This is a genomic window from Vibrio sp. 10N.222.55.B11, from assembly GCF_041473705.1.
Classification (GTDB): domain Bacteria; phylum Pseudomonadota; class Gammaproteobacteria; order Enterobacterales; family Vibrionaceae; genus Vibrio; species Vibrio crassostreae_C.
Window position 1 is genome coordinate 344426 of sequence record NZ_JBFRST010000004.1, and the last position, 26879, is coordinate 371304.

General features: G+C 43.4%; 27 protein-coding genes and 1 pseudogene. 17 read left to right on the top strand and 11 right to left on the bottom strand.

Annotated elements, in window-relative coordinates; all coding sequences use genetic code 11:
- Window positions 1-6: 6 nt before the first annotated feature.
- Complete coding sequence (gene rpsB / locus AB4503_RS02715; protein ID WP_032546326.1) at window positions 7-738, bottom strand: 30S ribosomal protein S2; 732 nt, start codon at window positions 736-738, stop codon at window positions 7-9.
- A gap of 457 nt (window positions 739-1195) precedes the next feature.
- Here rpsB and map point away from each other — a divergent pair, with 457 nt between their 5' ends.
- The 3 genes from map (at window position 1196) to AB4503_RS02730 (ending at window position 5399) form a co-directional block, all read left to right on the top strand.
- Window positions 1196-2074, top strand: a complete 879-nt coding sequence (gene map, locus AB4503_RS02720) for a type I methionyl aminopeptidase (protein ID WP_017060743.1) — start codon at window positions 1196-1198, stop codon at window positions 2072-2074.
- 138 nt (window positions 2075-2212) lie between these two features.
- Window positions 2213-4834: a bifunctional uridylyltransferase/uridylyl-removing protein GlnD gene (gene glnD, locus AB4503_RS02725; protein ID WP_017060744.1), complete on the top strand. Its 2622-nt coding sequence runs from the start codon at window positions 2213-2215 to the stop codon at window positions 4832-4834.
- A 181-nt stretch (window positions 4835-5015) separates the two neighbouring features.
- Window positions 5016-5399: a DUF3461 family protein gene (locus AB4503_RS02730; RefSeq protein WP_004738577.1), complete on the top strand. Its 384-nt coding sequence runs from the start codon at window positions 5016-5018 to the stop codon at window positions 5397-5399.
- A gap of 104 nt (window positions 5400-5503) precedes the next feature.
- On the opposite strand, the gene truC is transcribed toward AB4503_RS02730, so the two are convergent.
- Together truC and AB4503_RS02740 are read right to left on the bottom strand one after the other, a co-directional pair.
- Window positions 5504-6262, bottom strand: a complete 759-nt coding sequence (gene truC, locus AB4503_RS02735) for a tRNA pseudouridine(65) synthase TruC (RefSeq protein ID WP_372113554.1) — start codon at window positions 6260-6262, stop codon at window positions 5504-5506.
- Window positions 6253-6567 (bottom strand): YqcC family protein, encoded by a 315-nt coding sequence (locus AB4503_RS02740; RefSeq protein ID WP_017063358.1) that lies wholly within the window; start codon window positions 6565-6567, stop codon window positions 6253-6255. The genes truC and AB4503_RS02740 overlap by 10 nt, the downstream gene beginning before the upstream one ends.
- 87 nt (window positions 6568-6654) lie before the next feature.
- Between AB4503_RS02740 and AB4503_RS02745 the strand changes: the two genes are divergently transcribed.
- Window positions 6655-7695 (top strand): DUF3549 family protein, encoded by a 1041-nt coding sequence (locus AB4503_RS02745; RefSeq protein ID WP_372113556.1) that lies wholly within the window; start codon window positions 6655-6657, stop codon window positions 7693-7695.
- Window positions 7696-7779: 84 nt separating this feature from the next.
- The gene (locus AB4503_RS02750; protein WP_017060748.1) at window positions 7780-8088 is read left to right on the top strand and encodes a DUF3301 domain-containing protein; all 309 of its coding nucleotides are present in this window, start codon (window positions 7780-7782) and stop codon (window positions 8086-8088) included.
- Here the strand turns inward: AB4503_RS02750 and AB4503_RS02755 are convergent.
- Window positions 8054-8572 (bottom strand): GNAT family N-acetyltransferase, encoded by a 519-nt coding sequence (locus AB4503_RS02755; RefSeq protein WP_017060749.1) that lies wholly within the window; start codon window positions 8570-8572, stop codon window positions 8054-8056. The two genes, AB4503_RS02750 and AB4503_RS02755, sit on opposite strands and share 35 nt — an antisense overlap.
- A gap of 768 nt (window positions 8573-9340) precedes the next feature.
- Here AB4503_RS02755 and AB4503_RS02760 point away from each other — a divergent pair.
- Both AB4503_RS02760 and AB4503_RS02765 read left to right on the top strand, forming a co-directional pair.
- On the top strand, window positions 9341-9628 hold the full coding sequence (locus tag AB4503_RS02760) for a hypothetical protein (RefSeq protein WP_017069390.1): 288 nt from the start codon (window positions 9341-9343) through the stop codon (window positions 9626-9628).
- A 54-nt stretch (window positions 9629-9682) separates the two neighbouring features.
- Window positions 9683-10126, top strand: coding sequence for a YaiI/YqxD family protein (locus AB4503_RS02765; protein ID WP_017063355.1), 444 nt, complete (start codon window positions 9683-9685; stop codon window positions 10124-10126).
- Window positions 10127-10238: 112 nt separating this feature from the next.
- Here the strand turns inward: AB4503_RS02765 and AB4503_RS02770 are convergent, their stop codons facing one another.
- The 3 genes from AB4503_RS02770 to AB4503_RS02780 all read right to left on the bottom strand — a co-directional run bounded on the left by AB4503_RS02770 (window position 10239) and on the right by AB4503_RS02780 (window position 12600).
- Window positions 10239-11825, bottom strand: coding sequence for an AbgT family transporter (locus tag AB4503_RS02770; protein ID WP_017069391.1), 1587 nt, complete (start codon window positions 11823-11825; stop codon window positions 10239-10241).
- A gap of 387 nt (window positions 11826-12212) precedes the next feature.
- The gene (ykgO, locus tag AB4503_RS02775; RefSeq protein ID WP_083190210.1) at window positions 12213-12338 is read right to left on the bottom strand and encodes a type B 50S ribosomal protein L36; all 126 of its coding nucleotides are present in this window, start codon (window positions 12336-12338) and stop codon (window positions 12213-12215) included.
- 1 nt (window position 12339) lies between these two features.
- Window positions 12340-12600: a type B 50S ribosomal protein L31 gene (locus AB4503_RS02780; RefSeq protein ID WP_136982694.1), complete on the bottom strand. Its 261-nt coding sequence runs from the start codon at window positions 12598-12600 to the stop codon at window positions 12340-12342.
- Between the two features lie 124 nt (window positions 12601-12724).
- Here AB4503_RS02780 and tsaA point away from each other — a divergent pair, with 124 nt between their 5' ends.
- The 6 genes and pseudogenes from tsaA (at window position 12725) to AB4503_RS02810 (ending at window position 17229) form a co-directional block, all read left to right on the top strand.
- The gene (tsaA, locus tag AB4503_RS02785; protein ID WP_372113559.1) at window positions 12725-13420 is read left to right on the top strand and encodes a tRNA (N6-threonylcarbamoyladenosine(37)-N6)-methyltransferase TrmO; all 696 of its coding nucleotides are present in this window, start codon (window positions 12725-12727) and stop codon (window positions 13418-13420) included.
- A 101-nt stretch (window positions 13421-13521) separates the two neighbouring features.
- Entirely contained in the window at window positions 13522-15237 is a 1716-nt protein-coding gene (locus AB4503_RS02790) for a proline--tRNA ligase (protein ID WP_102428248.1), read from the top strand.
- A 190-nt stretch (window positions 15238-15427) separates the two neighbouring features.
- Window positions 15428-16106 (top strand): annotated as a pseudogene (locus tag AB4503_RS02795) (tellurite resistance TerB family protein).
- A 167-nt stretch (window positions 16107-16273) separates the two neighbouring features.
- Window positions 16274-16477 (top strand): YaeP family protein, encoded by a 204-nt coding sequence (locus AB4503_RS02800; RefSeq protein WP_008222923.1) that lies wholly within the window; start codon window positions 16274-16276, stop codon window positions 16475-16477.
- A gap of 1 nt (window position 16478) precedes the next feature.
- Window positions 16479-16670: a DUF4250 domain-containing protein gene (locus tag AB4503_RS02805; protein ID WP_029235125.1), complete on the top strand. Its 192-nt coding sequence runs from the start codon at window positions 16479-16481 to the stop codon at window positions 16668-16670.
- A 232-nt stretch (window positions 16671-16902) separates the two neighbouring features.
- On the top strand, window positions 16903-17229 hold the full coding sequence (locus AB4503_RS02810) for a hypothetical protein (protein WP_017063350.1): 327 nt from the start codon (window positions 16903-16905) through the stop codon (window positions 17227-17229).
- A 334-nt stretch (window positions 17230-17563) separates the two neighbouring features.
- On the opposite strand, the gene glyA is transcribed toward AB4503_RS02810, so the two are convergent.
- On the bottom strand, window positions 17564-18814 hold the full coding sequence (gene glyA, locus AB4503_RS02815) for a serine hydroxymethyltransferase (protein ID WP_372113562.1): 1251 nt from the start codon (window positions 18812-18814) through the stop codon (window positions 17564-17566).
- A gap of 347 nt (window positions 18815-19161) precedes the next feature.
- On the opposite strand from glyA, the gene AB4503_RS02820 reads away from it, so the two are divergent.
- Window positions 19162-19761 carry a YitT family protein gene (locus AB4503_RS02820; protein ID WP_146441296.1) on the top strand — a complete coding sequence of 200 codons (600 nt, stop codon included), beginning with the start codon at window positions 19162-19164 and terminating at the stop codon, window positions 19759-19761.
- Window positions 19762-19830: 69 nt separating this feature from the next.
- A complete protein-coding gene (locus AB4503_RS02825) occupies window positions 19831-21360 on the top strand; it encodes a winged helix-turn-helix domain-containing protein (protein WP_102507655.1) in 1530 nt (509 codons plus the stop codon).
- Between the two features lie 49 nt (window positions 21361-21409).
- On the opposite strand, the gene AB4503_RS02830 is transcribed toward AB4503_RS02825, so the two are convergent.
- A complete protein-coding gene (locus AB4503_RS02830; RefSeq protein WP_372106407.1) occupies window positions 21410-21949 on the bottom strand; it encodes a prepilin-type N-terminal cleavage/methylation domain-containing protein in 540 nt (179 codons plus the stop codon).
- A 322-nt stretch (window positions 21950-22271) separates the two neighbouring features.
- Here AB4503_RS02830 and AB4503_RS02835 point away from each other — a divergent pair, with 322 nt between their 5' ends.
- Window positions 22272-23183 carry a hypothetical protein gene (locus AB4503_RS02835; protein WP_372057891.1) on the top strand — a complete coding sequence of 304 codons (912 nt, stop codon included), beginning with the start codon at window positions 22272-22274 and terminating at the stop codon, window positions 23181-23183.
- Window positions 23168-23353, top strand: a complete 186-nt coding sequence (locus AB4503_RS02840) for a hypothetical protein (RefSeq protein WP_372057892.1) — start codon at window positions 23168-23170, stop codon at window positions 23351-23353. Before AB4503_RS02835 ends, AB4503_RS02840 begins: the two co-directional genes overlap by 16 nt.
- Before the next feature lie 101 nt (window positions 23354-23454).
- Here AB4503_RS02840 and treC read toward each other — a convergent pair whose 3' ends face one another.
- Both treC and treB read right to left on the bottom strand, forming a co-directional pair.
- Complete coding sequence (treC, locus tag AB4503_RS02845; protein WP_372113565.1) at window positions 23455-25140, bottom strand: alpha,alpha-phosphotrehalase; 1686 nt, start codon at window positions 25138-25140, stop codon at window positions 23455-23457.
- Between the two features lie 141 nt (window positions 25141-25281).
- On the bottom strand, window positions 25282-26706 hold the full coding sequence (gene treB / locus AB4503_RS02850) for a PTS trehalose transporter subunit IIBC (RefSeq protein WP_102319954.1): 1425 nt from the start codon (window positions 26704-26706) through the stop codon (window positions 25282-25284).
- Window positions 26707-26879: the final 173 nt, after the last annotated feature.

Sequence of the window (26879 nt, forward strand, 5' to 3'; positions counted from 1 at the left end):
CCGCTATTATTCAGCTTCTACAAAACCATCTTTTTCAGCAGCTACAGCAGCAACGTCTTTGTTACGACCTTCTTTAACCGCGTCTGCAGCAGCGTTTAGGTAAAGCTGTACTGCACGGATTGCATCGTCGTTACCTGGGATAACGAAGTCAACGCCGTCTGGGTTAGAGTTAGTATCAACTACAGCGTAAACTGGGATACCTAGGTTGTTTGCTTCTTTAACTGCGATGTGTTCGTGATCAGCATCGATTACGAATAGAGCGTCTGGTAGGCCGCCCATGTTCTTGATACCACCAAGAGACTTCTCTAGCTTCTCCATTTCACGAGTGCGCATTAGAGCTTCTTTCTTAGTTAGCTTGTCGAAAGTACCGTCTTGAGCTTGCGCTTCAAGTTCTTTCAGACGCTTGATAGACTGACGAACAGTTTTGTAGTTCGTTAGCATACCGCCTAACCAGCGGTTGTTAACGTAGAACTGGTTGCTGTTTACAGCAGCTTCTTTAACAGCTTCAGATGCAGCGCGCTTAGTACCAACGAAAAGAACTTTACCTTTCTTCTCACCAACTTTAGCGATTTCTGCTAGAGCTTCGTTGAACATTGGTACAGTTTTTTCTAGGTTGATGATATGTACTTTGTTACGAGCACCAAAGATGAATGGCTTCATTTTTGGGTTCCAGTAACGAGTTTGGTGACCGAAGTGAACACCAGCTTTAAGCATATCGCGCATTGATACAGTTGCCATTTTAAAATCCTCTATGGGGTTAGGCCTCCACATCCCCCATGAATCCGACCCCTAACAACTAACCACTTTTCAGCCGTTATCTGTGTTGTTGAGGCACCCCGGAACATGTGTCGGAATGTGTGTGATTTAAAGAAATAAGTTAGTGGACATAAAGCTTGTTTCGCCAATTGGAGAAAACAGTCCTGATGTCCGGCGCGCTTTATACCATATTTTGTCTATCTATGGCTAGAAAAAATTCTAAAAATGGCGACTGCTATACTGATCTCTAAAGGTAAATTTTCTCTATAAAATAGTGTCTATATCAAGCAGGTTCTGCATCTGTTAACCGAACATTATTTAATCACGTTAACAGTATCCTCCAGTATTGTACGGACATGGTAATGTTGCGCTAAATTGCTGCACTGATAGAATAGCCCCAATATGCACACTTAGGTGCTACCAAATTAAGAGATATGCAATGGCTGTAAAAATTAAAACTGCTGAAGAAATTGAAAAAATGCGCGTCGCCGGCAAGCTGGCCGCTGACATTATTGAGATGATCGAACCTCACATCCAAGTGGGTACCACGACGGAAGAGCTCAATACGCTTTGTCATGAGTACGCTCTAGAAAGAGGTGCATACTCTGCGCCACTCGATTACCACGGTTTCCCTAAGTCTATCTGTACGTCTATCAATCATATTGTGTGTCACGGCATTCCCGCGTCACAAGACGAGACGGGTAGCACAGGTCAATTCAAACCTGCGGTACTCAAAGATGGCGACATTCTGAACGTTGATATCACAGTTATCATCCCTGATGACGCAAATGCCGATCTTAGTACTCGCCCTCAAGGCTACCACGGTGACACCTCTAAGATGTTCCTAGTGGGTGAGGTTTCACCTGCAAACAAGCGTCTGTGCATGGTTGCTCAAGAAGCACTTTACGAAGGCATGCGCCAAGTTAAGCCAGGTGTTCAACTTGGTCAAATCGGTACTGCTATCGAGAAGTACATCAAAACAAACAACAAGAACAACCCACGCGCTAAGTTCTCTATTGTTAAAGATTACTGTGGTCACGGCATTGGTTCTGAATTCCACGAAGATCCACAAGTAGTTCACTACAAGAACAGCGATCGCACCGTGCTAAAAGCAGGCATGTGCTTCACTATCGAGCCAATGATCAACGCGGGTAAGTTTGGCTGTCGTCTTGATGACGAAGATAGCTGGACAGTATACACAGCAGACAGCAAGAACTCGGCTCAATGGGAGCACACTCTGGTTGTAACTGATACTGGTTGTGAAGTACTAACACTGCGCAGCGATGATACAATCCCACGTATCATGAAGAACGCTTAGTTCACCGAACTGAGCGCATCAACCTTTTAAAAATATCCTCGCATTGTCGAGGATATTTTTTATCCACTCAATTTCGATTTTCCATCAGCTTCTGTTAAATTGTTTACTATTCTCATTTGCTTGCACGGATAGCAGACTATGCCTTATCAATGCCCTCTTACGTTCAATGACGAACAAATTGAAATCTGCGAATTAAAAAATCAGCTCGAGATCTTCACGCAGTATCAAAAAAATGAATTTCTGAACCACCATCCCGTCACCGATTTGGTTCTACTGCGCTCCGAATACATGGATTTACTTCTCAATCGTTTGTGGGAAAATTTCGGATTCAACAAACTGCCTCATATTTCACTTGTCGCAGTGGGTGGTTATGGTCGTGGCGAACTGCATCCTTTGTCTGACATTGATATTCTCATTGTCTCGCAAAAAACACTACCACCAGCTCTTGGTGAAAAGGTCAGTCAATTCATTACTCTACTTTGGGATTTAAAGCTCGAAGTTGGCCATGCTGTGCGAACTATTACTGAGTGTCTCGATATCGGCACCGATGATTTAACCGTCGCGACCAACCTACAAGAGTCGCGATTGTTATGTGGTAGTGAAGACACTTTCCAAGAACTAAAACTGAAGATTCATTCCGATTCATTTTGGCCAAGTGAGACGTTTTACAAAGCCAAGATTCAAGAACAGAGAGAGCGTCATGCTCGCTACCACGACACCACCTATAATTTAGAACCGGACATCAAATCGACTCCGGGAGGGCTCAGAGACATCCATACCCTGAGCTGGGTTGCGCGTCGCCACTTCGGCGCGACCTCTTTGTTAGAGATGAGCAAATACGGCTTTCTGACCGATGCTGAATATCGTGAGCTCGTTGAGTGCCAAGATTTTTTATGGCGTGTTCGCTTTGCATTGCATATTGAACTGCGCCGTTACGACAACCGTTTAACGTTCGCGCATCAAGCTCAAGTCGCTGAACATCTGGGTTATACGGGTGAAGGAAACCGTGGTGTTGAGATGATGATGAAAGAGTTCTACCGAACCCTTCGTCGTGTTGCTGAACTGAATAAGATGCTGCTTAAGCTGTTCGATCAAGCGATCATCAATGGAGGTCAAACCCAAGACGCTGAAATTCTCGATAGTGATTTCCAACGTCGAGGTTCGTTGATCGAAGCGCGCAAGCCTGCCCTATTCCAAGCAAGACCAGAAACCATTCTCGATATGTTCATCCATATCGCCAATGACTCGACTATCGAAGGGGTAAGTCCACCAACATTGCGACAACTGCGTACGGCACGCCGTCGATTGAACCGATTCCTGCATACCATTCCTGAAGCTCGTGACAAGTTCATGGATCTAGTTCGCCACCCTAATGCCCTGCACAAAGCCTTTAGCTTAATGCACAAATTGGGCGTGCTCTCTGCGTACTTACCGCAGTGGAGCCAGATCGTTGGTCAGATGCAGTTTGACCTATTCCATGTTTACACCGTGGATGAGCACAGTATCCGCCTGCTCAAGCACATCAACCGCTTTGGTCAAATCGAAAACCACGATAAGCACCCTATCTGCTGTGAAGTCTATCCTCGAGTACAGAAGAAAGAGTTGCTGATCCTTGCCGCTATCTTCCATGACATCGGCAAAGGCCGCGGCGGAGACCACTCTGAGATAGGTGCGGTTGAGGCTTACTCTTTCTGTATTGAACACGGGCTATCGAAGCCTGAAGCCAAACAAGTCGCGTGGTTGGTACAAAATCACCTATTGATGTCAGTAACGGCTCAACGTCGTGATATCTACGACCCAGATGTGATCACCGAATTCGCCAAAAAAGTGCGTGATGAAGAATCACTCGAGCTACTGGTTTGTTTAACCGTTGCCGATATCTGTGCGACTAACCCTGAGCTATGGAACAGTTGGAAACGAACCCTGTTAGCTGAGCTGTTCCACTCAACGCAGCGAGCACTGCGCCGCGGCTTGGAAAACCCTGTCGATGTCAGAGACCGTATTCGTCACAACCAACAAATGGCATCAGCACTGCTGCGTAAAGAAGGCTTCACCGCTCGTGAGATTGAAGTGTTGTGGCAACGCTTTAAGGCCGATTATTTCTTGCGTCACACACATAAACAAATCGCTTGGCACTGTGAGCACTTACTTCGCCTAGAAGACCCAAGCCAACCGTTAGTGCTGATCAGTAAGAAAGCGACGCGCGGTGGCACAGAAGTGTTCGTTTATTGTAAAGACCAAGCAGCACTGTTTGCGACCGTGGTTGCCGAACTCGACAGACGTAACTTTAACGTTCATGACGCGCAGGTCATGGTTAGCAAAGATGGTCATGTTTTGGATACCTTTATCGTACTAGACCAGCACGGCGAAGCGATTGATGAAGCAAGACACAAAGCCGTTGCTAAACATCTGACTCATGTATTGACTGATGGCCGCCCGACTAAGATTAAGACGCGTCGCACGCCACGTAACTTGCAACACTTTAAGGTCAAAACCTTAGTTGAGTTCCTACCAACCAAGAGCAAGAAACGTACCTTGATGGAGTTAAGAGCTCTTGATACGCCGGGGTTATTGGCTCAAGTCGGTGCAACCTTTGCGGAGCTAGACATCAACTTGCACGGTGCCAAAATCACCACCATAGGTGAGCGAGCAGAGGATCTGTTTATTCTGACCAGTGAAGCGGGAGGAAGGCTGTCTGAAGAACAAGAACAGGCACTAAGAGAACGATTAACCGAGCACGTTTCTGAACTCGCACCTTAGAAAGCGAATTCAGTCTAAAAACAGGTTTAATAACCAAATAAGTGTGGGCAAAGATAGAGAGCGATCTTGCCCACAACTTACAATCAATTCACAGATATCAACTATCTAGCTCGTCGTTAGGCTGCTACATTGATTAAGTCAATTACATAAAAGTATTACATTCATAAACTAGAGGTCGCTTATGTATCCAAACCTCACTGGCTTAGGTATCCACGAGCCTAAACAGATTGAACGTTACTCCCTTCGCCAAGAAGCACACAAAGATATCCTGAAGATTTATTTTCGTAAGCAGAAAGGCGAGCTGTTCGCGAAAAGCGTTAAGTTTAAGTACCCACGACAAGTAAAAAGTGTGCTTGTTAGCGGTGGCAATAATCAATACAAAGAAGTGACTGAGATTAACCGCAACCTCACGCTTGTGATTGATGAGCTTAATAAGATCACCAAACCTACGCCAACCACTGAGATGGATGTAAAACAGAAGATCCTGACCGACCTACGCCATTTGGAGAAGGTTGTGTCTAGTAAGATCGCTGAGATCGAAGCGGATCTAGAAAAACTAAAATGATCCCGAGACTAGGCAACTAATGACCATCGTTAGTTGTTCTGCTTCGATTATACAGACAGTAAAAAGGGCTGATATCACTATCAGCCCTTTGTTTTATCGAACTTTTATTTAGACGACCGTGCTTGCGCATCGATTAAGTTAGTATCCCACTCAAAGGTTTCAAACAACCTTAGCCAAGTTTCATCAAGGTTGGCCTTCATCACCAACTCTTCTTTTGTGAAAGGATGGATAAAGCGAAGCTCAGAAGCGTGCAACAACAAACGATGCGAATCTAAATCATCACGGAACAGTCGATTGTGCTTACCATCACCATGTGAAGTATCACCGACAATCGGATGTCTTAGATGAGCCATGTGACGACGCAGCTGATGTTTGCGACCTGTCTTTGGCATCATCTCAACCAAGCAGTAGCGGCTCGTAGGAAAGCGTCCTGTTGAATATGGCACTTCTACTTTTGCTAGCGGTTCATAGACTGTCACTGCCTCTTGCGCTTCTTTGTCTTCTTTCGCGAACTTATCTGCGATCTTATCCAGCTCAACCTTAAGTGCATAATCGAGCGTATCGCCCTCTTCTATCCAACCACGGACAATCGCATGATAGGTTTTTTGCATCTCATGATTAGCGAACATTGGCATCACCTGTGAAGCAACCTCACTCGACAACGCAAACACCAACACACCCGATGTCGGTCTGTCTAAGCGGTGTAATGGAAATACATGCTGACCAATTTGATCGCGCAATGTCTGCATAACAAATTGCGTTTCGTGTTTATCCAACCATGAACGATGCACTAGCATGCCAGCGGGCTTATTCACCGCGACAAAGTACTCATCTTGATAAATGATCTCTAACATTACGCACATACCTCATCAATGCTCTGAATTGTCACTAGCAGTTCGACTTTGTCTGCCTCATTTTTCCACACTTCACCAAAATAAGGATGGATAGCAAAGCCTTTCGGTAGGCTCATTTGGGCATCCATCATTGCGTTGATCTTAACGATAAAGATCCACTGCAACCACTCTTCCGGTTGTAACGAATCAATCCCGAAAGGTTCAACGCTCGCCAGAGCTTCATCCGAAGGCGGAAGCGTGCTCCATAGCGAACATTGGCGCATTTGTTCTTCTAATTGTTGAAGTAAAAGAGGTAACTTTGTGGCTGCTGTCATTTTTCACCAAGTTATTTATCTAGTGACCTTGAAATTGGGGCATAGAGTACCATCTATTTAGGAAAGAAAGTTAGGAGCTTTATTACTATGGAAACGATTCACACGCTCACTCAGTTACTAAAGAATAGCGGTTGCCAGTACGATATCTACGACCTAGGTCGCCGTATTCAGAAGATCGACAACACCTTATTCTCTGATGTTGAGCAAGGGAAACAGCCGTACCCATTTCCACTTCAGAAACAAGCTCACTTAGCGATTAGTTACTGGAACGAACACAAGCAACCTTGGATCTGGTTCCTAAAATTCAAACTGGACGAAAGAGGCCTATTACATCAAGGTGATGTCGGCAATTTCCTTAAGTTTGTTATCGAAGCGATGGGCACACGTTTGAACGGTGAGATCAGCGAAGAGCAACAACAAAAGCTGTCAAACAACCCATATACCTTCAAGCCTTCAGAAGACAAAATGGCCGTGTTCCATAGCCAAGTAAGAGCAGGTTTAGACCTTGCAACGAGCCAATACTACGAACACGCTCAACACTACTTCACAGGTGAACTCGGTTGGGACAACTGGAAAACGGTTGGCTTGCAGGGTATCACAGATATGTGTGCTCGCTTAGGCAGCCAGCAAAACGGTGTCACTATTCGTAAGGCTCTTCATAAACTGCCATCAGAGCCTCTTTATGCAACACTAGGAGCGCTTGAGCATACGCAAATCAATGACAAGCTAGCTCAACGCTTGCAAGAGATGGCAGAGAATGAAATCTCAAGTAAAGAACCGGATCTGTTTTTACTTTCAGCATTAGTTCGTGCCCTTTCAGGTGCAGAGCAAAATATAACGAATGCTGTGATTACCCAAGTTTTGGCTAGCCCACGTTTAAGTCATCAAGAAGTATTAATTGGTTTAGCTGGTCGAAGTTGGAGTGCCCTACAAGATCCAACTATTGCTGAGCAGTTCTTGCTGCGTCTCGCACAAACGGGCAACCAAAACTTGTTCAATCAGTTATTTGCAGATTTAGTGATGATTCCGACACTGAGAATGGTATTTTTACCATTATTGAACTCGAACCCATCACCAGAACTCGCCAATGCACTTGTAGAATTACAACAAGCGGCTAAGTCGCAATAGATACCAGACAGAACAGCTCAGTAGCTCATAACAAAAAGCTCAAATCACGAACGGAATAGAGAGATAAAAGGAAGTATGGATTAAATGATAGATAACTTATTGGCTATTTTGATGCTGTGCTTCTTTTGCTTTCTGTTTTGGCAACAGCGCAGGCAATCCGAGCTTGCGAAAGCTGCCATTGCGAGAAAATGTAAAGAGCTCGACTTACAGCTATTAAGTGTTGCCTTTAGTGGTCATAAACTTAAGATGCGCCATGAGCTCACCACCATTTGGCGCTGGCACACCGTGTATCAATTTGAGTTTTCAGCGTTAGGTGATGACCTGTACCAAGGGAAACTGACCATGGTGGGCTTCCGTTCTATGCGGTTTGAGCTACAGCCTCATAGAATGTAACGTCGCAATACGCGGTATAACTATATTCATGATAAGGGCCAAACTGATCTTGTTTGGTCTCTTTAAATGCAAAGCCTAACTTTTCAAGTAACTTAATTGATGGGTTATGACCAACATTAACGGTCGCGACAACATTCGTTAGGTGTTCTTCAAAACAAACCAAACTAAAGAAAGGTTTTAGCACTTCACTAGCAAGGCCTTGATTCCAAAACTCCTTGTCCAGAATAAATCCCAGTTCATGCTTCCCTTCTTCAGACGAAACAAACAAATGCCCGAGGTATTCGCGGGTTTGGTTGTGGATAATGGCTCGGCAAAAACCAACGTTGTCGTTCAGTATTTCTTGAAATAGGTGTTTTGCAGAGGCAATAGAATGCGGCCCGTTCATTTCAGCACGATTGATGGGGCAGCAATTCAACTTGATAAAGTCATGTTCTAACTGCTCGGTATAAGGTACCAACAGCGTTCTTGAGGTTGCTATCGTCATAAAACACTCCTTGTGTTGACCATTAGCAGAAAAGCAGATGTCGCGTGCTTAGATAAAAGCTCCTGAATTAAAGAGAGCCCCTAGATAGAGAAAAAGCCTTAGGAAAAGAAAAGCCCCGACACCGAAGTGTCAGGGCTAGGGTCTTACTCGCAGCAGTCCGGCTACTAATTAATGCTCCATGCATCATCCATAATAGTGGCTGTAATCCTTCAGCTCTTTCCTTTACTTCGCCGTCCTAGCGGTGTCCAATCATCCTGAAAGCTAACAATCCTAGTTAGCGCACATCACTTGTTCCGTGAGCGGTGTCCTTTACATCGTCCTGATGCTAATCCAACCCTTTAATCCTAAAGGTGTCCATTGTCATTCCGTTGCAGCTAACTTCCTGTTAACTGACTGTATCCCTACAATGTCCTTACGCTCCATGCTTGATCACTCAATCCTAAGTAACCAAATCTTCATCCTGAAGATAACCAAATCCTTGGTGCTTTCCTGTTCCGTGTCAGAATCCTTCCGACAAGGTTTAATTTACGCGATTTAGGATTTCGGACAATAGATTTGCATCACATTTTGAATTCAAGAAAGTTGTTAATTATATAAAACAATTAAAATTCAACACCTTAACCATGTGAGCATCAATCTCTCTAGCGATGTATTCGTGTTATCTCACAACCTTTGTAAGAGATCTCTCACAAGCCATGGGCGGTTTTATGATTCGCTATCATTCACCAGAGCGAGTAAAATGACTAAAGACTAAAAATGGAGATCAACATGCTGACAAAAGATGTTTCTGAAGAGTTGAAATCAGTGCTTGAAGGACTGCAAGCGCAAGGGAAAGAGCCGACAGTTGCTTTAGTTAAGGCTCGTATGAGCACATCCGTTCCGATGCCCGCTTTAATCACGACCATCAAGAGCTGGAAAAGCGCAAATCGTGTTCCTAAAGTTGAAGTCGCGACACAAGAAGAGCCAGCACTTGATCGTGTTAGCCAACTGGAAAAGCAAATCCTTGAACTCACTGCTCGCGTTGCCATGCTTGAAGCTAAACTAACTGATCAATAAGGCAACTGAGCAATAAGTTGACCGATAAATAAGCTAACAGAGAAATAGAACACTATGAAGATATGGGTTGATGCGGACGCTTGTCCAAAGGTTATCCGAGAAACAATCGTACGCGCAGCTGAGCGCACAGGGGTTGAATGTACCTTTGTGGCAAACCATCTGGTTCCCGTTCCTAAACGCAATAACATTCACTCAATTCAAGTGCCAAGCGGGTTTGATATTGCTGATGATGAAATCGTAAAGCGCACTGAACCCGGCGATCTTGTGATTACATCCGATATCCCTCTGGCTGACGAAGTGATCACTAAAGGTGGGCAAGCACTCAGCTCTCGTGGTGAGCTTTACACCAAAGAGACCATTAAAGCGCGTCTGAACATTCGTGACTTTATGGATACCATGCGCTCAAGTGGCATCCAAACGGGTGGACCAAGTGCCCTTTCTCAAACCGACCGTCGTGAGTTTGCCAACCACTTAGATAGAATTCTAGCCAAACGCTAGCTGGCTCATCCGAGCTTAACCTAGTTCTATCTCTCCATAAAAAATCAAAAAACCTGCAAACAATGCAGGTTTTTTTAATATCAATTAGAAGAAGGTTTCCCCTACTCTACAACTAAGGCGTGTAGTACGTTGCAGCACCTGGACCTACTGGTAGGCCAAATACGAATACCCAAACGTAGAACATTAAGCTCCAACCAACCAAGAATACGATTGAGTATGGAAGCATAGTTGCAATCAGAGTACCGATACCTAGGTTCTTCATGTAACGCGTCGCTACAGCTAGGATAAGACCAAAGTAGCTCATCATTGGCGTAATGATGTTGGTTGTTGAATCACCGATACGGTAAGCCGCTTGAATCGTTTCAGGTGCGTAACCTACTAACATTAGCATTGGAACGAAGATTGGCGCTGTTACTGCCCACTGAGCAGAAGCCGAACCGATCATCAGGTTAATGAAGCCACACATTAGGATGAATGCGAAGAACAACATTGGACCCGTTAGGCCGATATCCTGTAGGAAAGTAGCACCTGCAACTGCGAATACTTGACCGAAGTTAGTCCACTTGAAGAAAGCAACAAACTGAGCAGCGAAGAACACAAGTACGATGTACATGCCCATTGAAGACATAGACTTAGACATTGCATTGATTACATCACGGTCTGTTTTCATTGTGCCGGTAACTTTACCGTAAACAAAACCAGGAACTGCGAAGAATACGAAGATGAACGCTACGATACTTTTCAGGAATGGAGAACCTGAAACCGTACCTGCTGCTGAACGTAGAACACCATCAGCTGGAACAATCGTCCAAGCAAGAAGCGCTGAAACCGCTAGCACTGCGATACCCGCAAACTTAAGGCCTTTCTTCTCAACGTCTGTTAGCTTGCCCATTGAATCATTTGATAAATCTTCAGACGCTTCTTCGTCGTTGTATTTACCCAGTTTTGGTTCAACAATCTTCTCAGTTACAAATGCACCTGTAATCGCGATGAAGAAAGTAGAAACAAACATGAAGTACCAGTTTGATTCAGGACCAACGTTGTAAGTCGGGTCAATCATTTGTGCTGCTGTTGTAGTAATACCAGAAAGCAGCGGGTCAACCGTACCGATTAGAAGGTTTGCAGAGTAACCACCAGATACACCAGCAAATGCTGCCGCTAGACCTGCTAATGGGTGACGACCCAAAGAGTGGAAAAGCATTGCTGCAAGCGGGATAAGTACTACATAGCCAAGCTCTGAAGCCGTGTTAGAGATAATACCTGCGAAAACTACGGTTACCGTAACCATGCGCTTAGATGCGCCCATTACCATGCCACGCATCGCCGCAGATAATAGACCTGAGTGCTCAGCAATCGCTACACCTAGCATTGCAACAAGCACGGTACCTAATGGCGCAAAGCCAACAAAGTTTGTCACTAGATTAGTAACAATGAGCTGTAAGCCTTCAGCATTAAGTAAGCTTACAACGTAGATCATGCCGTCAGCAGCACGACCTGGAGCACCTTCTGGACGAGGGTCCATAACAGAGACTTCAAAATATCCAGCGATACCTGAAGTAACTAGAATAGCGACACAGAAGATTGCGAAAAGAGTGATCGGGTGGGGTAATAGGTTCCCCAAATATTCAACACCATCGAGAAAACGGGTAAAAATAGGTTTCTTTGGCGAGTTGTTTTTTATTGAAGCTGATGAACTCATCAGTTCCCTCCTTGTAGTGATTCCTATGCAATTGTGACAAAAATGTTCAAATTGCCAGCGAAGGGTACGCGACAAAATTATCAATTAGAAATTCAAAATGTTACAAAATGTGTAGAAAACGACGATTTTTAACTCTATTTGAACAATTAATTAGCAAATAAATCTACATTAAATACAAAATCTAGATTTATAATTCACAATTACACATTCACTACAAATATAAGTGATAGTATAACCCATTGATTTACTTGAAAATAAAACACACCATACGATAAGTTAATACACAATATCCTGTCAGGTTCTTCTCGAGGGAAAAGAAAAACAGACAAATGAATGAAGTTTGACTTTCCCCTCGTTTTTACACTCGCGTCACATCAATTTGACTGACTAATTCTGAACCGCTTTGAATCTCGGATTGGTTTTGCAGATAACATAATGACGACCTCTGCGCTTTACTATCTGGCAATCAGGATGGCGGCTTTTCGCGCTTTTAAGTGATTTCACAACTTTCATTCTATTTCGCTCCCTTACCTAATTGACCAAAACGACGAGTGAAGTTCGCAACGCGTCCCTCTTTATGTAGCACTCGTTGTTTGCCCGTATAGAAAGGATGCGACTTTGGCGACACCTCAATCGTGAAGTAAGGGCAAGTATTGCCGACTTCCCATTCGATAGTACGGTCTGTTTTTAGCGTTGAGCCGATTAAGAAGTACTCATCGACACTGGTGTCATGAAAAACCACGGGACGGTAATCTGGATGGATATTCGGTTTCATTGTATTCCCCTTAAATAACCAACTTGATATGTTATAACACTACAAGTGACAATTGTTATCAAAAGAAAAACAAGCGCTTTTATGATATTTTTCCGTCTTAATCGTAATCAGAGAACACCCAACTATGTACACAATTGAACCTGTTGGCTTTATTGAGTCTCCTTATAAAGAGAAGTTCGCTGTGCCAAGGCAGCCCAGGTTGGTACCCACATCCACCTCAAGAGTCAGATTGGTTGATGCAGCAAACTGCCTTGAGTCTGTTCGTCATATAGAGCAATTTAGCCATGTTTGGTTACTATTTCTGTTCGACAAGAACCTTGAAGCAGGCTGGAAACCAACTGTGAGGCCACCTCGCCTTGGCGGCAATGAACGTATTGGTGTATTCGCGTCACGTGCCACATTCAGACCAAATGGAATTGGCATGTCTGCGGTTGAACTAAAAGGTGTGTCTCAAGAGAAAGGACAGACTTGGTTGGATCTCGGCAGCGTCGACTTAGTAGACGGTACACCGATCATCGACATCAAGCCTTATATCCCCTATTCAGATTCGATTCCGGATGCATTGGGAGGGTTTGCCGCCGATGAACCAGAAGTGCTCGACGTTAACTTTTCGCAGCAAGCGCAAAGTAAGCTCGCAAGCCATCCACAAGCGCGCCATATCATTCAGGTGATCAAAGAAGTATTAGGCCAAGATCCTCGCCCTGCCTATAAGAAAGGTAAGCCTGACAACAAGGAATATGCGGTAAATTTGTTCAATCTTAACGTGAAATTCGTGGTTGAAACGCTTTTCATCAATGTAACTGACATTGAACGCTTTTGAGATCCCAAATAGGCTGATATTATATGCGGCTATATCAGATTTGCTGTGGTTACGAACGACAGCAAGTTTTCTTTTATCAATGATGAAACGGATACCATAGAATGCGTACCAGTAACTACCTTCTTTCTACTCTGAAAGAGACTCCAAACGACGCAGAAGTTATCAGCCACCAGCTGATGCTACGTGCAGGTATGATCCGTAAGCTAGCTTCAGGTTTATATACTTGGCTACCTACTGGTCTACGTGTACTGCGTAAAGTCGAAAATATCGTTCGCCAAGAGATCGATAATGCAGGTGCCGTTGAAATCTTGATGCCCGTAGTTCAACCGTTTGAGCTTTGGGAAGAGACTGGCCGTTCTGAAAAGATGGGGCCTGAGCTACTTCGTTTCACAGACCGTCACTCTCGTCCATTTGTTCTTAGCCCAACAGCTGAAGAAGTGGTAACGAGTCTAGTACGTAACGAGATCAGCTCTTACAAACAGCTACCTCTAAATCTGTACCAAATCCAGACTAAATTCCGTGATGAGCGCCGCCCTCGTTTTGGCGTAATGCGTGCACGTGAATTCTCTATGATGGATGCGTACAGCTTTGATATCGACAAAGAAGGCTTAGAAAAGTCTTACCAAGCGATGCACGATGCTTACTGTAAAGCATTCGACCGTATGGGCCTTGAATACCGTCCAGTATTGGCAGACTCTGGCGCAATCGGCGGCAGCGGCTCTCAAGAGTTCCACGTTCTTGCTGAAAGCGGCGAAGACCTAATCGCATTCTCAACTGAGTCAGATTACGCAGCAAACATCGAAAAAGCAGAAGCACTTGCTCCTACTGAAGATGCAGCAGCACCAACTCAAGAGATGGAACTGGTTGATACACCAAATGCGAAAACTATCGCAGAATTGGTAGAGCAACACGGTCTAGCAATCGAGAAGACAGTTAAGACTCTATTCGTTAAAGCTTCTGATGAAGTAGACGCTGATATCATCGCGCTAATCATCCGTGGTGACCACGAACTGAACGAAGTGAAAGCAGAGAACCTTCCACAGGTTGCTTCTCCGCTAGAGATGGCTTCTGAAGAAGAAATCCGCGCACTTGTTGGTGCAGGTCCTGGTTCACTTGGACCTGTTGGCCTAGAGCTACCATTCATCGTTGACCGCTCAGTTGCTGTAATGAGTGACTTCGGCGCTGGTGCAAACGTAGACGGTAAGCACTACTTCGGCATCAACTGGGGTCGTGACGTTGAGCTTGCTCAAGTTGAAGACCTACGTAACGTAGTTGAAGGTGACCTTAGCCCATGTGGTAAAGGTACTATCCAGCTTAAGCGTGGTATCGAAGTGGGTCACATCTTCCAACTGGGTAATACTTACTCTAAAGCAATGAACTGTAACGTGCTTGGTCCTGATGGTAAGAGCGTAATCCTAGAGATGGGTTGTTACGGTATCGGTGTTTCACGTGTTGTTGCATCTGCTATCGAGCAAAACCACGATAAATTCGGTATCACTTGGCCAGACGCACTAGCGCCGTTCCAAGTTGCTATCGTACCAATGAACATGCACAAATCTGAGCGCGTTAAAGAAGCAGCTGAGAAGCTATACGCTGAATTAACAGCTATGGGTATCGAAGTTTTATTCGATGACCGTAAAGAGCGCCCTGGTGTTATGTTTAAAGATATCGAGCTTGTGGGTATCCCTCACACTATCGTTATCGGCGATCGCAGCATGGACGAAGGTAACTTCGAATACAAAAACCGTCGTACTGGTGATAAAGAAGCTATCGCAATGGACACGGTTATCGAGCACCTTAAGGCTCAACTAGCTTAGTAATCCGATTACTGACTAGATAAACATTGAAAGGCTGCCGTTAGGTGGCCTTTTTTGTGCCTGTCATTTCGCTTCAAACTCCCTTCTATTTATCAGTAGAGTAAATAACGTAAGTTAATCCCCTGTTCATCTTTAAATCCGTATATTGGTGTCATCAACTTTTTGGACATGCTCACCATTGGAGGTATCGATGGATATCAAAAGCTTACTGAACCGAGCACTTAAATCAGATCTCGTAAAACAAGGTACTCAGCAACTTTCACAAGGGTCTTCGCCTTTCTCAAGGCAGCAATAGCAAGAGTAGCAGTAAAAGTACACTCGGAGCCTTCGGTGCAGGCGCAGTTGGCGGAGGACTGTTAGGTGCGTTAATGGGCTCTAAGAAGACTAAGAAAATGGGTAAGAAAGCGGCTGGGATTGGCGGCGCAGCAGCACTGGGCGCTTTGGCTTATAAAGTCTACAACGACTACCAGTCCAAACAAGGCCAGACACCTAACGCCGAACAGGCTCAGTTTGATGAAAATGATGCAAACCACAGCGTGCTGATTCTACGATCGATGATTGCCGCGTCTAAAGCTGATGGCCATGTTGATGAAGAAGAGATGGCTAAGATAGAGCAAGTCGTCGAGAATATGGGCGCTGATTATCAACTGACTAAATTGGTCTCTGAAGAACTGCATAAGCCACTCGACCCAAGCGAAATCGCTCAACTGGCAACGTCACCTCAACAGGCGAGTGAGATCTACTTAGCCTCTTTGATTGTGGCCGACGAACAGAATTTCATGGAAAAGGCGTACCTCAAAGAGTTAGCCAAACAACTCAACCTTGCTGATGAAGTGACTTATCAACTTGAACAGCAAATATCTGGTTAAGCGGTCAATATCCGGCTAATTGGCAAGCTAGCAAGTGATACGTTGAGCATCAACAGAATGAGATATTGAGCAAGAACAAACTAACTCTGAACTTAATCAGATCCACTTTGTTTTTGCTTATCTCTATGTGTATATTGAGATCAGTTATCATTTGGTTAGGTATAAAAATGAAAGTATACGATTGTTGTGATTTGGTGCGTGAACTGTATTCTCAAATTGGCAGTGGCGACCAAGGCTATATCCCGAAAGCGATCACCTGCGCGGTAAAAACATTGAATGACCTTGCTGCAGACGAATCTCTTCCTAAAGAAGCGCGTGAGCGTGCAGCCTTTGCCGCTGCAAACCTGCTGATCTCAGATTTCGAGGACTAATATGAACCTCGCTAATTTTGAAAAAATGGATCCTGTAATGTTGATGAGCATCGTCAACATGAAGCTACGTGACGACTTCGGCGGTGATATAGATCGAGTGGTCAACTTCTACGAGATCGACAAAGCAGCATTGATCGCTAAACTTGCGTCTGCTGGTTTTGAATTCCTTCCAGAAGCCAAACAGTTTCGATAGTCATTTAAAACAAGCTTGATTTTGAAAGGCCAACCTCAGTGTTGGTCTTTTTTATTGGTGATACGTATTGGATAAACATGCAGTTAGCCAATTATAAATTATCTGTCTACATCTATACTTTTATATCTTAGAGTCAACGAGCGCTCCTTGAACCAAAGCGTGTTGTTGTATAGGCTACCTGAAATAGCATATAAAACTCATCAATCAATCTGATGATAGCGAAGGATTAACAATGAAAAGACTCGGACTTTTGGCAGTTTTCGCAGCAACACTGACTGCAGGTTGCGCTTCAAATACACAGCAAGACAACTTTCGTGAAGCCTCTTTTGAGCTGTGTAACACCGAAGTCGATATTTACTCAGTAAGCCATGATGAAAGAGTGCGTATTGTCTGCTCTGATGGCTCTAAATTCGCTCTGAAAAGCGAAGACACACTAGAAGTGATGCGTGACATCAATATCGACTACTGTGACGGCGAAGGCTTAGGAAAATTCAACGAGAGCCGCCATTATTACTCATTCAAGTGTAAGTCTGGCACCCTGCTTAGTATCAGAAAGTAGAACCAACATAAGAAAACCACAAAGGGTTGATGTGCAAACATCAGCCCTTTTTAGTACCGCCTTTCTGCATTCTCAGATAACCCAACTCCATACCGACAGATACCAAAAAGGCCCCTAACAAGGAGCCCTTCAAATCGTACTTTCAATCAAATAGCTTAAGTTCAAGGAACAGGCGCGGAGTTTTCAGCACCTTTCCCTAAAACAAAAGAGACTCAATGAGCCCCTTTAAAAGTATTTTTCAAAGTAGTCGTTTGAAATTCTAGGAGAGCACGCGGAGCTTACGGATGTAAGTGAGCATGCTCGACAACGAAGTTCAAATTACTACGAAGAAAAATTAAGCGTAAACCGGTAGACGCTTACAGATATTTAGTACTTTTGCTTTAGTCGCTTCGATAACAGACTCATCGCCCATATTATCTAGGATGTCACAGATCCAACCTGTTAGCTCTTTCGCGTCTGCTTCTGAGAAACCGCGACGAGTGATAGAAGGAGAACCGATACGGATACCTGAAGTAACAAACGGGCTACGTGGATCATTTGGTACTGAGTTCTTGTTCACAGTGATGTTCGCTGCACCTAGTGCTGCATCAGCCTCTTTACCTGTGATGTCCTTGTCGATTAGGTCAACTAGGAACAGGTGGTTCTCTGTAGAACCTGAAACGATGTTGTAACCGCGTGCTAGGAATTCAGCAACCATTGCTTTTGCGTTAGCAACTACGCGAGCTTGGTATTCTTTGAATTCTGGCTCTAGAGCTTCTTTGAACGCTACTGCTTTACCAGCGATAACGTGCATTAGAGGACCACCTTGGCCACCTGGGAATACTGCTGAGTTCAGCTTCTTGTAAAGATCTTCGCCTTCGTTAGAAAGGATTAGACCACCACGAGGACCCGCAAGCGTTTTGTGCGTCGTTGTAGTTACTACGTGAGCGTGTGGCACTGGGTTCGGGTAAACGCCTGCAGCGATTAGACCTGCTACGTGAGCCATATCTACGAACAGGTAAGCACCTACTTTGTCAGCGATTTCACGCATGCGCTTCCAATCACAGATTTGAGAGTAAGCAGAGAAACCACCGATGATCATCTTAGGCTTGTTCTCGATAGCCAGCTTTTCCATCTCTTCGTAATCGATTTGACCCGCTTCATCGATACCGTAAGGGATGATGTTGTAAAGCTTACCAGAGAAGTTTACTGGAGAACCGTGAGTTAGGTGACCACCGTGTGCTAGGCTCATACCTAGAACCGTATCGCCTGCATTTAGTAGTGCCATGTATACAGCGTTATTTGCTTGAGAACCTGAGTGAGGCTGTACGTTTGCGTACTCTGCACCAAATAGTTCACATGCACGTTCAATTGCTAGAGTTTCAACTTTGTCTACGTACTCACAACCACCGTAGTAACGCTTGCCTGGGTAGCCTTCAGCGTATTTGTTTGTTAGCTGAGAACCTTGAGCTTCCATTACACGTGGGCTTGTGTAGTTTTCTGAAGCGATAAGTTCGATATGCTCTTCCTGACGAAGAGTTTCTTCTTGGATAGCTGCGAATAGATCCGCATCGTAATCAGCAATGTTCATGTCACGCTTAAGCATCTGTATCTCCTGACTCAGATTGTACTGAAAGTTTCAAAAAAACCACACAACGACCGAAAGCAAACGTTTCCGTCACCGTTTTGATGTGACGCATTCTACATAATTTGATCTAGGTCATAAAGAGCTAATTGCAATTTTATCATGCAGTTTTTTCATAATCACAAATAAGATTCATCATGGTTATTTGGCTTATCCAACCAAAGATGGCGCTTACTGTCAATTTTACGCTTTACACCCTGTAAAACGCAGATTACATAGGTTTACCTTAATTTTGCCCCTCCAGCTACCGAAAGCTAAGGTTTTTCTCTACTATGCACGCCTTTATTGGTTAGGTAATTATAAAAACGATGGAAAAACACTCACGTAAAGAAGATTGGGTAGCGATTCTCACTGGCACGTTTTTAGTGGCGTTAGGCGTCTTCTTTTTACAGTCAGCAAACCTGATTACTGGTGGTACGACTGGCTTGGCACTGCTTTTGAGTCAATTTACACCAGTAACCTTTGGTATTTTGTACTTTATTGCCAACTGCCCATTCTACCTATTAGCATGGAAACGATTTGGCCGTCACTTTGCGATAAGCAGTGCCATTTCTGGCGCTTTAGTGTCTGTATTTGCCGATCATTTATACTTGGTGATTTCGTTAGACGTTCATAATGAAATTTACTGTGCGGTAGCTGGCGGCTTGTTAATGGGCTTAGGCATGCTGATCCTATTTAGACATCATTCGAGTCTTGGCGGGTTCAACGTCCTGTGTTTATTCATCCAAGATAAATTTGGTATTTCCGTCGGAAAATCACAAATGGCGATTGACGCGATAATCCTATTCACTTCCTTTCTTTTTGTCACTCCTACAACAATCTTACTTTCCATTTTAGGAGCTTTGGCACTGAATTTAGTACTGGCGATGAATCATAAGCCACACCGATATAAAATCCACTACAGGTGACAACACGCATACTCCGTTTAAGAAAAATGCTATATAATACAGGCAAATAATTAATAATGATGTTCCTACATGATGCGAAATATTCTTGAAGAAGCAAAAGAGGTTGGCGGCCTAATTAAAATCGGGGGAATGATCTATAATCCGCAGAAAAAGCACTTACAGTATAACGATGAGATAATCGATTTAGAACCAAGAACCATTGAACTGCTCGAGTTTTTGCTTACTCATGTCGGTGAACCGCTTTCTTCTAACGCGATCATTCAAGAGATCTGGCATAGCGACTACATTTCTAAAAATGTACTGACTAACAGAATATCGACCTTCCGTGCGCTCCTTCAAAAATATTTAATCCATGAAGATGCAACAAAAATACTGGTGACTTACCCCCGTAAAGGCTATTACCTTTGCGACAGCCAAGTAAAGCTAATCACTCTTGAGGAAGATGACCATGCTCCCTCCCGAGAAACACCGCCCACAATACGTCTTGCGTTGAGTGCCAAACTGACCAACATAAAGCCCTTACATTACTTGATCGTGTTCCTTTCTATGGCATTTTTTGTTTCGTCTTATCTTTATGTTACAAAAACAAGCAATCTAATCGAGCAATATCGCAAACAACAAACCATCCAAATGAGAGAGCTTCTTCTGCATCGTATTGATGCTACGGGCCCTCAATCAAAACAGCATAGGAAAATCATTAAAGCTTTGATTCTTGAGCAACAAATTGAATATCCATATACCGATTTGGTCAATCAAGACATTCCGAGTTACTTCGTGACGACAATCGATGACAGTCCCTATTGGCCCGGAGCAAAAGAGAGCATATCAAGTGAGTACAAACTCAACATTCGCTTAAAAGATCTCGAAACACCTTCCACTGTTCATGCCGAAGCTAAGCTGCTCTTTTCTACATCTGATAAGGAAGTGTTCAAAAAAACCTACGTTATCAATCTCAACAGCTTGAGCCTTTCCCTTTTGCCTCTACAGCAAGACATCGCTCGTTTTTTTGCACTTCCCATTCCGATTGAATACGATTGGCAACTAGATAATTTGTCTGTATTTAAGCAGTATGACCGTGATATTGACGAAGGTTCATTCATTCCAAATGATGAATTTAAAGCCCTCTATTTTGCTCGACACAACACATTGTTTGAAACCAATAAAGAGACGTTGGAAAAGGCTATTAGCCAACTGTATACGCGTTTCACTCCGCTTCCTGACGAACTAGGCATATGGTTAGGCCTAATTAACCTGAAAGCAGGAAACCTAGAAAACGCTTTTGATTTTCTACGCACTCCAGTAGGTGGTTCAAGGATTGATAATGCCTTAATTTACCTTCTCGTTTCCGATATTTCTTATAAAAGCGGCCGAGAAGATCTCTTTATGAAAAACTACCTACAATCCATCGTTTCACTATCCCATACAGTCCCATCAAAAGCGCTATTTAAACGACTTGCTCAACCAGAATCAGTAGAAACTTGCTTATCACCTTGGAATCAGTTGAAGAGCAAATTTTCGAATAAAACGATGACTTATGATTGGCGCAATATGATTGAAGCCTATTGCCAAACCATGATCAAGATGCAGAAACAAAAATAAAACCATGAACTTATTTGATCATGGTTTTATTCAATCTTATGTCAATCAATTAAGCACAAGGCAAAACATCGATCTGATAATCTTCTTCTTGAGAAAGAGGGACCTGATATCGAACTGAACACTGTTTAAATTCATTTTGATTCAGTGGCGTAATATAAGCAGTACCTCTTTCATTTTCCGTTCGGTGTACCTTCCACAATGAAGACGAACCGAGAATGCCTTTTAGGACAATGGATAGATTATTTTCGTCGGCATCAGGGTAACCATAAATAAATGCACAACTTTTTCTTCCATCGATCTCACACCCTTTAAATGGCAAGTTCTGTAACGGAATTACACCATAACCATCTGAAGTTTGACCCTCAATTTTATTTGAAACATAACGATAGTGTTCTTTCCCTTCTAACATCATCATTCCATGAGCCATATTGATACCCGATTCTAAAGCACCTCTTATACTATAGAGTCGAGCTTCTCTCGCTTCATTTTGAATATTCATAAATTTAGGTATCGCTGCCACCGATAAAATACCGATCACCACAATAACGATCACCAATTCAATTAAGCTATAGCCACTATTATTACGCATTTAGTTATCCTTCTTTTATTTATTACCATTTTGGTAGACGAGAAGTTAACGAATTGGATTAAATAAATAAAACAACAAAGTAAAACAAATACGAACAAAACACTTAGGTCACTTAAGTTAATCTATTAATGAATAAGACTGCTACGCTAGAATACCAATAAAAATGAAATAAAATAACAAAAAAAACCTTTAAAAACAGAAGATTAAACATAAAAATAAGATTCGTTAATCTTTGTTATCTCTCATTATTTGGCTTATCAAACGCTAATCTTCAAACTTGTTGACAACATAAACACCTCAGCATTTTTACCGGATTAAAATCATGAAGAACAAATTAACTTTATTATCTATTTTATCATCGCTATTTCTATCAGGCTGTAATAGCTCATCACCCTCTATACCAGAAAAACAAATCGGCTCAGATCTGGACTTTAATAAATCCCAATTTTCTCCAAAAAATGAACAGTGGCTAAACTATGAAGAGAAAATAAATCGTCTTGATGGGGGCTCTTCAGAGGTTTTTTACATTAAATACATTCCTAAAAATGCGATTGAACTCATCGACGTTTTAGACACTCTCCCTCAAAAGGAGACAGATCAATTGACAGCAATCATTAATAACCTTTCCAATATTGGTGTAGATAGCTTTTATGTGAGAATAATTAAGAACTCGATAGGAAGTAATGAAGATACAGATTTTTTGTATGAAAAAGATGGTCAGCTATATCGAATTAATGAAGAGGCTTCTTTAAGTCTGATTGACTTCTTTAATAAAGCGCCTTCTTTAATCCATATTTTTGATAGCATGGAATTTCCTACATCGGCTAATACATATAAAGATCAACAAATAAGTTCTTCATTTTGGGAACATAATATTAACGGACTCGACATCAGCGATGAAGATGCATACCGATTAGTCGAACAGTATGATGTTGATCCTAAAATGGTGATCAGTCGCTGTTCTTTGAATTGGAAAAGAGAACAGAAAAGAATAGAAAACGGTAAAATATTTGAGAAAATTAATAATCAACAAATAGAAGTAGGCTTACTCGAATACCAATCAATACTGACTCTAGAATGCAACAATGATGAGCAACCGTCGAGTAGTACACTCATCAATGAAAATATCACGACGATTTATCATCCCGTATTTGGCTATGTGCGACACAGTGAAATCAGTGGTCTTGAGCAAACAACGTTAACTTTGCAGGACTTGAAATGGACAAAGCAGTGAGAGAAGAAAGGGATGACGCCTACGAAGAGATTAAAGCTCAGCTTCAACAATGGCCGATGGACAAACTGACAATGCTTCTCGATGAACTGAATGTCGCTGTCACACCACAGTCAGTGCCAACCCTTGTTCCTCTTTCACACGAAGAGATCGAAATGCTCACTAAGCACTAACAGGGCATCGAAAAAAAGGCTTTGGGGAGCACTCCAAAGCCTTTGTAAAAGCCTAATCCTTTAAGGGGAGTAAGAATCAGGCTTCTTAAAATGAAACAAGGTTAACCTTCAATCAAGAGAATACGAGTCTCGTAAGGACGTAAGACTTGATGATGTGATGCTGCTGAAGTGTTCGCTTCTTGATAGTTAGACAACAAACTCTTCGCCTTACTCATATCAAAACGTTCCGGTAAAACGCATTCCGCCTCTTCACCATAGTAGTTGTTAATACACAACAAAGTCTGACTATCCGTCTCACGAGAATACGCAAATACCGATGGGTGCTCAGGCAATAAATCTTTGTAGCTACCATGAGTAATCACTGGCACTTCTTTACGTAACTCAATCAAGCTCTTGTAGAAGTAAAAAACAGAGTCTTTATCTTCTAGCGCTTGCTCAGCGTTGATCTCAGTGTAGTTATTCGCAACATCTAGCCACGGCTGAGCTTGTGAGAAGCCTGCATGCGCTTCGCTATTCCATTGCATTGGAGTACGAGAATTATCACGTGATTTCTGCGCCAGAATCGCCATCATATCTTGATGCGCTACACCATCACGGTTCACCATGATGTCATACATATTGGTGCTCTCTACATCACGATACTGGCTGATATCGGTATAGCCAGGGTTGGTCATGCCAATCTCTTCACCTTGATAGATATACGGCGTACCTTGCATCATATGTACAGACGCAGCCAACATCTTGGCCGATTCAACACGATATTGCTGATCATCACCTAAGCGACTCACCACTCGCGGTTGATCGTGGTTACACCAGAATAGTGCGCCCCACCCTTTGCCATTCAATCCCGTTTGCCAGTGGTTAAAGATCGATTTGAGCTGTAAGAAATCAAACGGCGCATTGGTCCACTTCTCACCATTGGTGTAATCGACCTTAAGGTGGTGGAAGTTAAACACCATCGATAGCTCACTGTTATCAACGTTTGAGTATTGCTGGCAGTGTTCCAACGTGGTTGAAGACATCTCGCCTACGGTCACGCTGCCGTACTTCTGAAATACGGCTTCGCTGATCTCTTTCAGGTATTCGTGTACACGTGGACCATCGGTATAGAAACGACGGCCATCACCGATATCATCATTAGGAAAGTCTTGCTGCTTCGAAATCAGGTTGATCACATCCAAGCGGAAACCATCAACGCCCTTTTCTGCCCAAAAGCTGATAACGTCTTTCACTTCTTCACGTACAACCGGGTTCTCCCAGTTGAGGTCAGCCTGTTCTTTGGCGAATAAGTGTAGGAAGTATTGCCCAGTCGCCTCATCTAGTTCCCACGCATTACCACCGAACTTAGACTGCCAGTTAGTTGGTGCTTGACCATCTACGGGATCTTTCCAAATATAGTAATCGCGGTAAGAGCTGTTTTTGTCGCCCAAAGCAGATTGAAACCATGCATGCTCTGTCGAGGTGTGGTTTACCACGATATCCATCACGATACGGATACCACGTTGGTGCGCTTCAGACAGCAATAAGTCGAAGTCTTCCATGGTGCCGAATTGAGGATTAATCGCGTAGTAGTCTGAGATATCGTAACCATTATCGATCATAGGAGATGCGTAAACCGGGGTTAGCCAAATCGCATCGACACTCAAATGTTTGAGGTAATCCAGTTTCGAAATGATCCCTTTGATGTCGCCAGTACCTTTACTGCCACTGTCGCAGAAGCTCTTTGGGTAGATTTGATAGATGGTTGCGGTTTTCCACCAGCTTTCATCATGTTCAGTCATCGCCATCTCTAACACTCACTTACCAGAAAATATAAAATAAAAATCACCATGTGAATCATGGTCGAATAGCCGTTATAACTAAAAGAAAAAGCTATAACTAAGAGAAAAAGCGATGGCTCACTTTGGAGTCATCGCTTATTAAATGCATTACGCGTTGGCGGTTTCTAGTTCGCCTTTCATCTGTGCTCGTTTATAGAAGAACAGTGTTAACGTGACGGGTAGTACAATCGCCACCAGCATCGCAATTAAGTAAACGGACCAATATTGCGGTTGAATCGATAGGATGCCTGGCAAGCCACCAACACCGATACCATTCGCCATCACTCCTGCACTACCACAGATAGCAGCCGCAGCGGCACTGCCGATCATTGCGCTCAGCATTGGGAATTTGTATTTAAGGTTGATGCCGTACATCGCTGGCTCTGTTACACCTAAGTAAGCAGAGATTGCAGCTGGAACCGAGATATCTCGTTCGCCTTCGCGTTTGCTTAAGATGATGATGCCAACAACCGCTGAAGCTTGTGCAATATTTGATAGCGCAATCAAAGGCCAGATTGGTGTGCCGCCTAAGTCTTGCATCAGTTGTAGGTCGACGGCATTGGTTGTGTGGTGAATACCCGTGATAACCAAAGGTGCGTATAGGAAACCAAAAACCACTGAACCAAGAATCGCAAAATCACCTGTCATTGCAGCTTTAGCCGCGAATGCCACACCATCGCCTAACATACGACCGAATGGGCCAATGAAAGCGTGCGCTAGAATCACAGACAAAATAATCGATACAAATGGCACAACCACTAGGTACAAGTAAGCAGGGACGATACGCTTAAGATTGGTTTCAATGAACGCCAAGGCCACACCCGCTAACATCGCTGGGATCACCTGAGCCTGATAACCGACCTTCTCAATCACGAACAGCCCAAAATCCCATACCTCAGGTACCGATTTACCTATCATGTATGCGTTCATGAGTTGTGGTGAAACTAAGGTCACACCGAGCGTGATACCCAAAATAGGGGTTCCGCCAAGCTTCTTAACCGTAGCCCAACACACGCCAACCGGTAGGAAGAAGAAAATAGCTTCGCCGATCAACCATAAGAAAGAGTGAACGGTTGCCCAGAATTGACTGATTTCAACGAGGGTTTTGCCGTCGAACATGCGAATGTCGCCAATCACATTACGGAAACCAAGAATCAAACCACCTGTAATGATGGCAGGCAGCAGTGGTACGAAAATTTCGGCTAAATGGGAGATACCACGCTCAAGGAAGTTCATGTTTTGACGAGCAGCCAGCTTCGCCTCATCTTTTGATGATGCCTCTTTACCTGTCTGTTCAATCAGAAGTGCGTACACTTCATCAACTTCAGTGCCAATCACAACTTGGAATTGGCCTGCATTAGTAAAACAGCCTTTTACTAGCTTCAGTTTTTCGAGTTCAGCTTTGTTGGCCTGCTCTGTATCGTTCAATACAAAACGCAGTCGAGTCAGACAGTGGCTGACACTCGCAATGTTTTCTTTACCACCGACTAACTCGATAAGACGCGCAACGTCTTGCTTCGCTATCTTACTCATACTACCCCACCCTGGTTTCATTCAATTACTCATCTAAACCATGCAAGCTATAATCACTCAGACTTAGATTTATGGGAACATTCCCAATTACGGTTATTATAATGCCCGTATGAATGATAAATTAAAATGGGAACAATCCCATTAATTGAAAGAGATCACACTCTAATTTTAAT

Bases quoted from the DNA above. Each gene is read 5' to 3' on its own strand.
- rpsB (WP_032546326.1), bottom strand. From the start codon at position 738: ATGGCAACTGTATCAATGCGCGATATGCTTAAAGCTGGTGTTCACTTC.
- map (WP_017060743.1), top strand. From the start codon at position 1,196: ATGGCTGTAAAAATTAAAACTGCTGAAGAAATTGAAAAAATGCGCGTC.
- glnD (WP_017060744.1), top strand. From the start codon at position 2,213: ATGCCTTATCAATGCCCTCTTACGTTCAATGACGAACAAATTGAAATC.
- AB4503_RS02730 (WP_004738577.1), top strand. From the start codon at position 5,016: ATGTATCCAAACCTCACTGGCTTAGGTATCCACGAGCCTAAACAGATT.
- truC (WP_372113554.1), bottom strand. From the start codon at position 6,262: ATGTGCGTAATGTTAGAGATCATTTATCAAGATGAGTACTTTGTCGCG.
- AB4503_RS02740 (WP_017063358.1), bottom strand. From the start codon at position 6,567: ATGACAGCAGCCACAAAGTTACCTCTTTTACTTCAACAATTAGAAGAA.
- AB4503_RS02745 (WP_372113556.1), top strand. From the start codon at position 6,655: ATGGAAACGATTCACACGCTCACTCAGTTACTAAAGAATAGCGGTTGC.
- AB4503_RS02750 (WP_017060748.1), top strand. From the start codon at position 7,780: ATGATAGATAACTTATTGGCTATTTTGATGCTGTGCTTCTTTTGCTTT.
- AB4503_RS02755 (WP_017060749.1), bottom strand. From the start codon at position 8,572: ATGACGATAGCAACCTCAAGAACGCTGTTGGTACCTTATACCGAGCAG.
- AB4503_RS02760 (WP_017069390.1), top strand. From the start codon at position 9,341: ATGCTGACAAAAGATGTTTCTGAAGAGTTGAAATCAGTGCTTGAAGGA.
- AB4503_RS02765 (WP_017063355.1), top strand. From the start codon at position 9,683: ATGAAGATATGGGTTGATGCGGACGCTTGTCCAAAGGTTATCCGAGAA.
- AB4503_RS02770 (WP_017069391.1), bottom strand. From the start codon at position 11,825: ATGAGTTCATCAGCTTCAATAAAAAACAACTCGCCAAAGAAACCTATT.
- ykgO (WP_083190210.1), bottom strand. From the start codon at position 12,338: ATGAAAGTTGTGAAATCACTTAAAAGCGCGAAAAGCCGCCATCCTGAT.
- AB4503_RS02780 (WP_136982694.1), bottom strand. From the start codon at position 12,600: ATGAAACCGAATATCCATCCAGATTACCGTCCCGTGGTTTTTCATGAC.
- tsaA (WP_372113559.1), top strand. From the start codon at position 12,725: ATGTACACAATTGAACCTGTTGGCTTTATTGAGTCTCCTTATAAAGAG.
- AB4503_RS02790 (WP_102428248.1), top strand. From the start codon at position 13,522: ATGCGTACCAGTAACTACCTTCTTTCTACTCTGAAAGAGACTCCAAAC.
- AB4503_RS02800 (WP_008222923.1), top strand. From the start codon at position 16,274: ATGAAAGTATACGATTGTTGTGATTTGGTGCGTGAACTGTATTCTCAA.
- AB4503_RS02805 (WP_029235125.1), top strand. From the start codon at position 16,479: ATGAACCTCGCTAATTTTGAAAAAATGGATCCTGTAATGTTGATGAGC.
- AB4503_RS02810 (WP_017063350.1), top strand. From the start codon at position 16,903: ATGAAAAGACTCGGACTTTTGGCAGTTTTCGCAGCAACACTGACTGCA.
- glyA (WP_372113562.1), bottom strand. From the start codon at position 18,814: ATGCTTAAGCGTGACATGAACATTGCTGATTACGATGCGGATCTATTC.
- AB4503_RS02820 (WP_146441296.1), top strand. From the start codon at position 19,162: ATGGAAAAACACTCACGTAAAGAAGATTGGGTAGCGATTCTCACTGGC.
- AB4503_RS02825 (WP_102507655.1), top strand. From the start codon at position 19,831: ATGATGCGAAATATTCTTGAAGAAGCAAAAGAGGTTGGCGGCCTAATT.
- AB4503_RS02830 (WP_372106407.1), bottom strand. From the start codon at position 21,949: ATGCGTAATAATAGTGGCTATAGCTTAATTGAATTGGTGATCGTTATT.
- AB4503_RS02835 (WP_372057891.1), top strand. From the start codon at position 22,272: ATGAAGAACAAATTAACTTTATTATCTATTTTATCATCGCTATTTCTA.
- AB4503_RS02840 (WP_372057892.1), top strand. From the start codon at position 23,168: ATGGACAAAGCAGTGAGAGAAGAAAGGGATGACGCCTACGAAGAGATT.
- treC (WP_372113565.1), bottom strand. From the start codon at position 25,140: ATGGCGATGACTGAACATGATGAAAGCTGGTGGAAAACCGCAACCATC.
- treB (WP_102319954.1), bottom strand. From the start codon at position 26,706: ATGAGTAAGATAGCGAAGCAAGACGTTGCGCGTCTTATCGAGTTAGTC.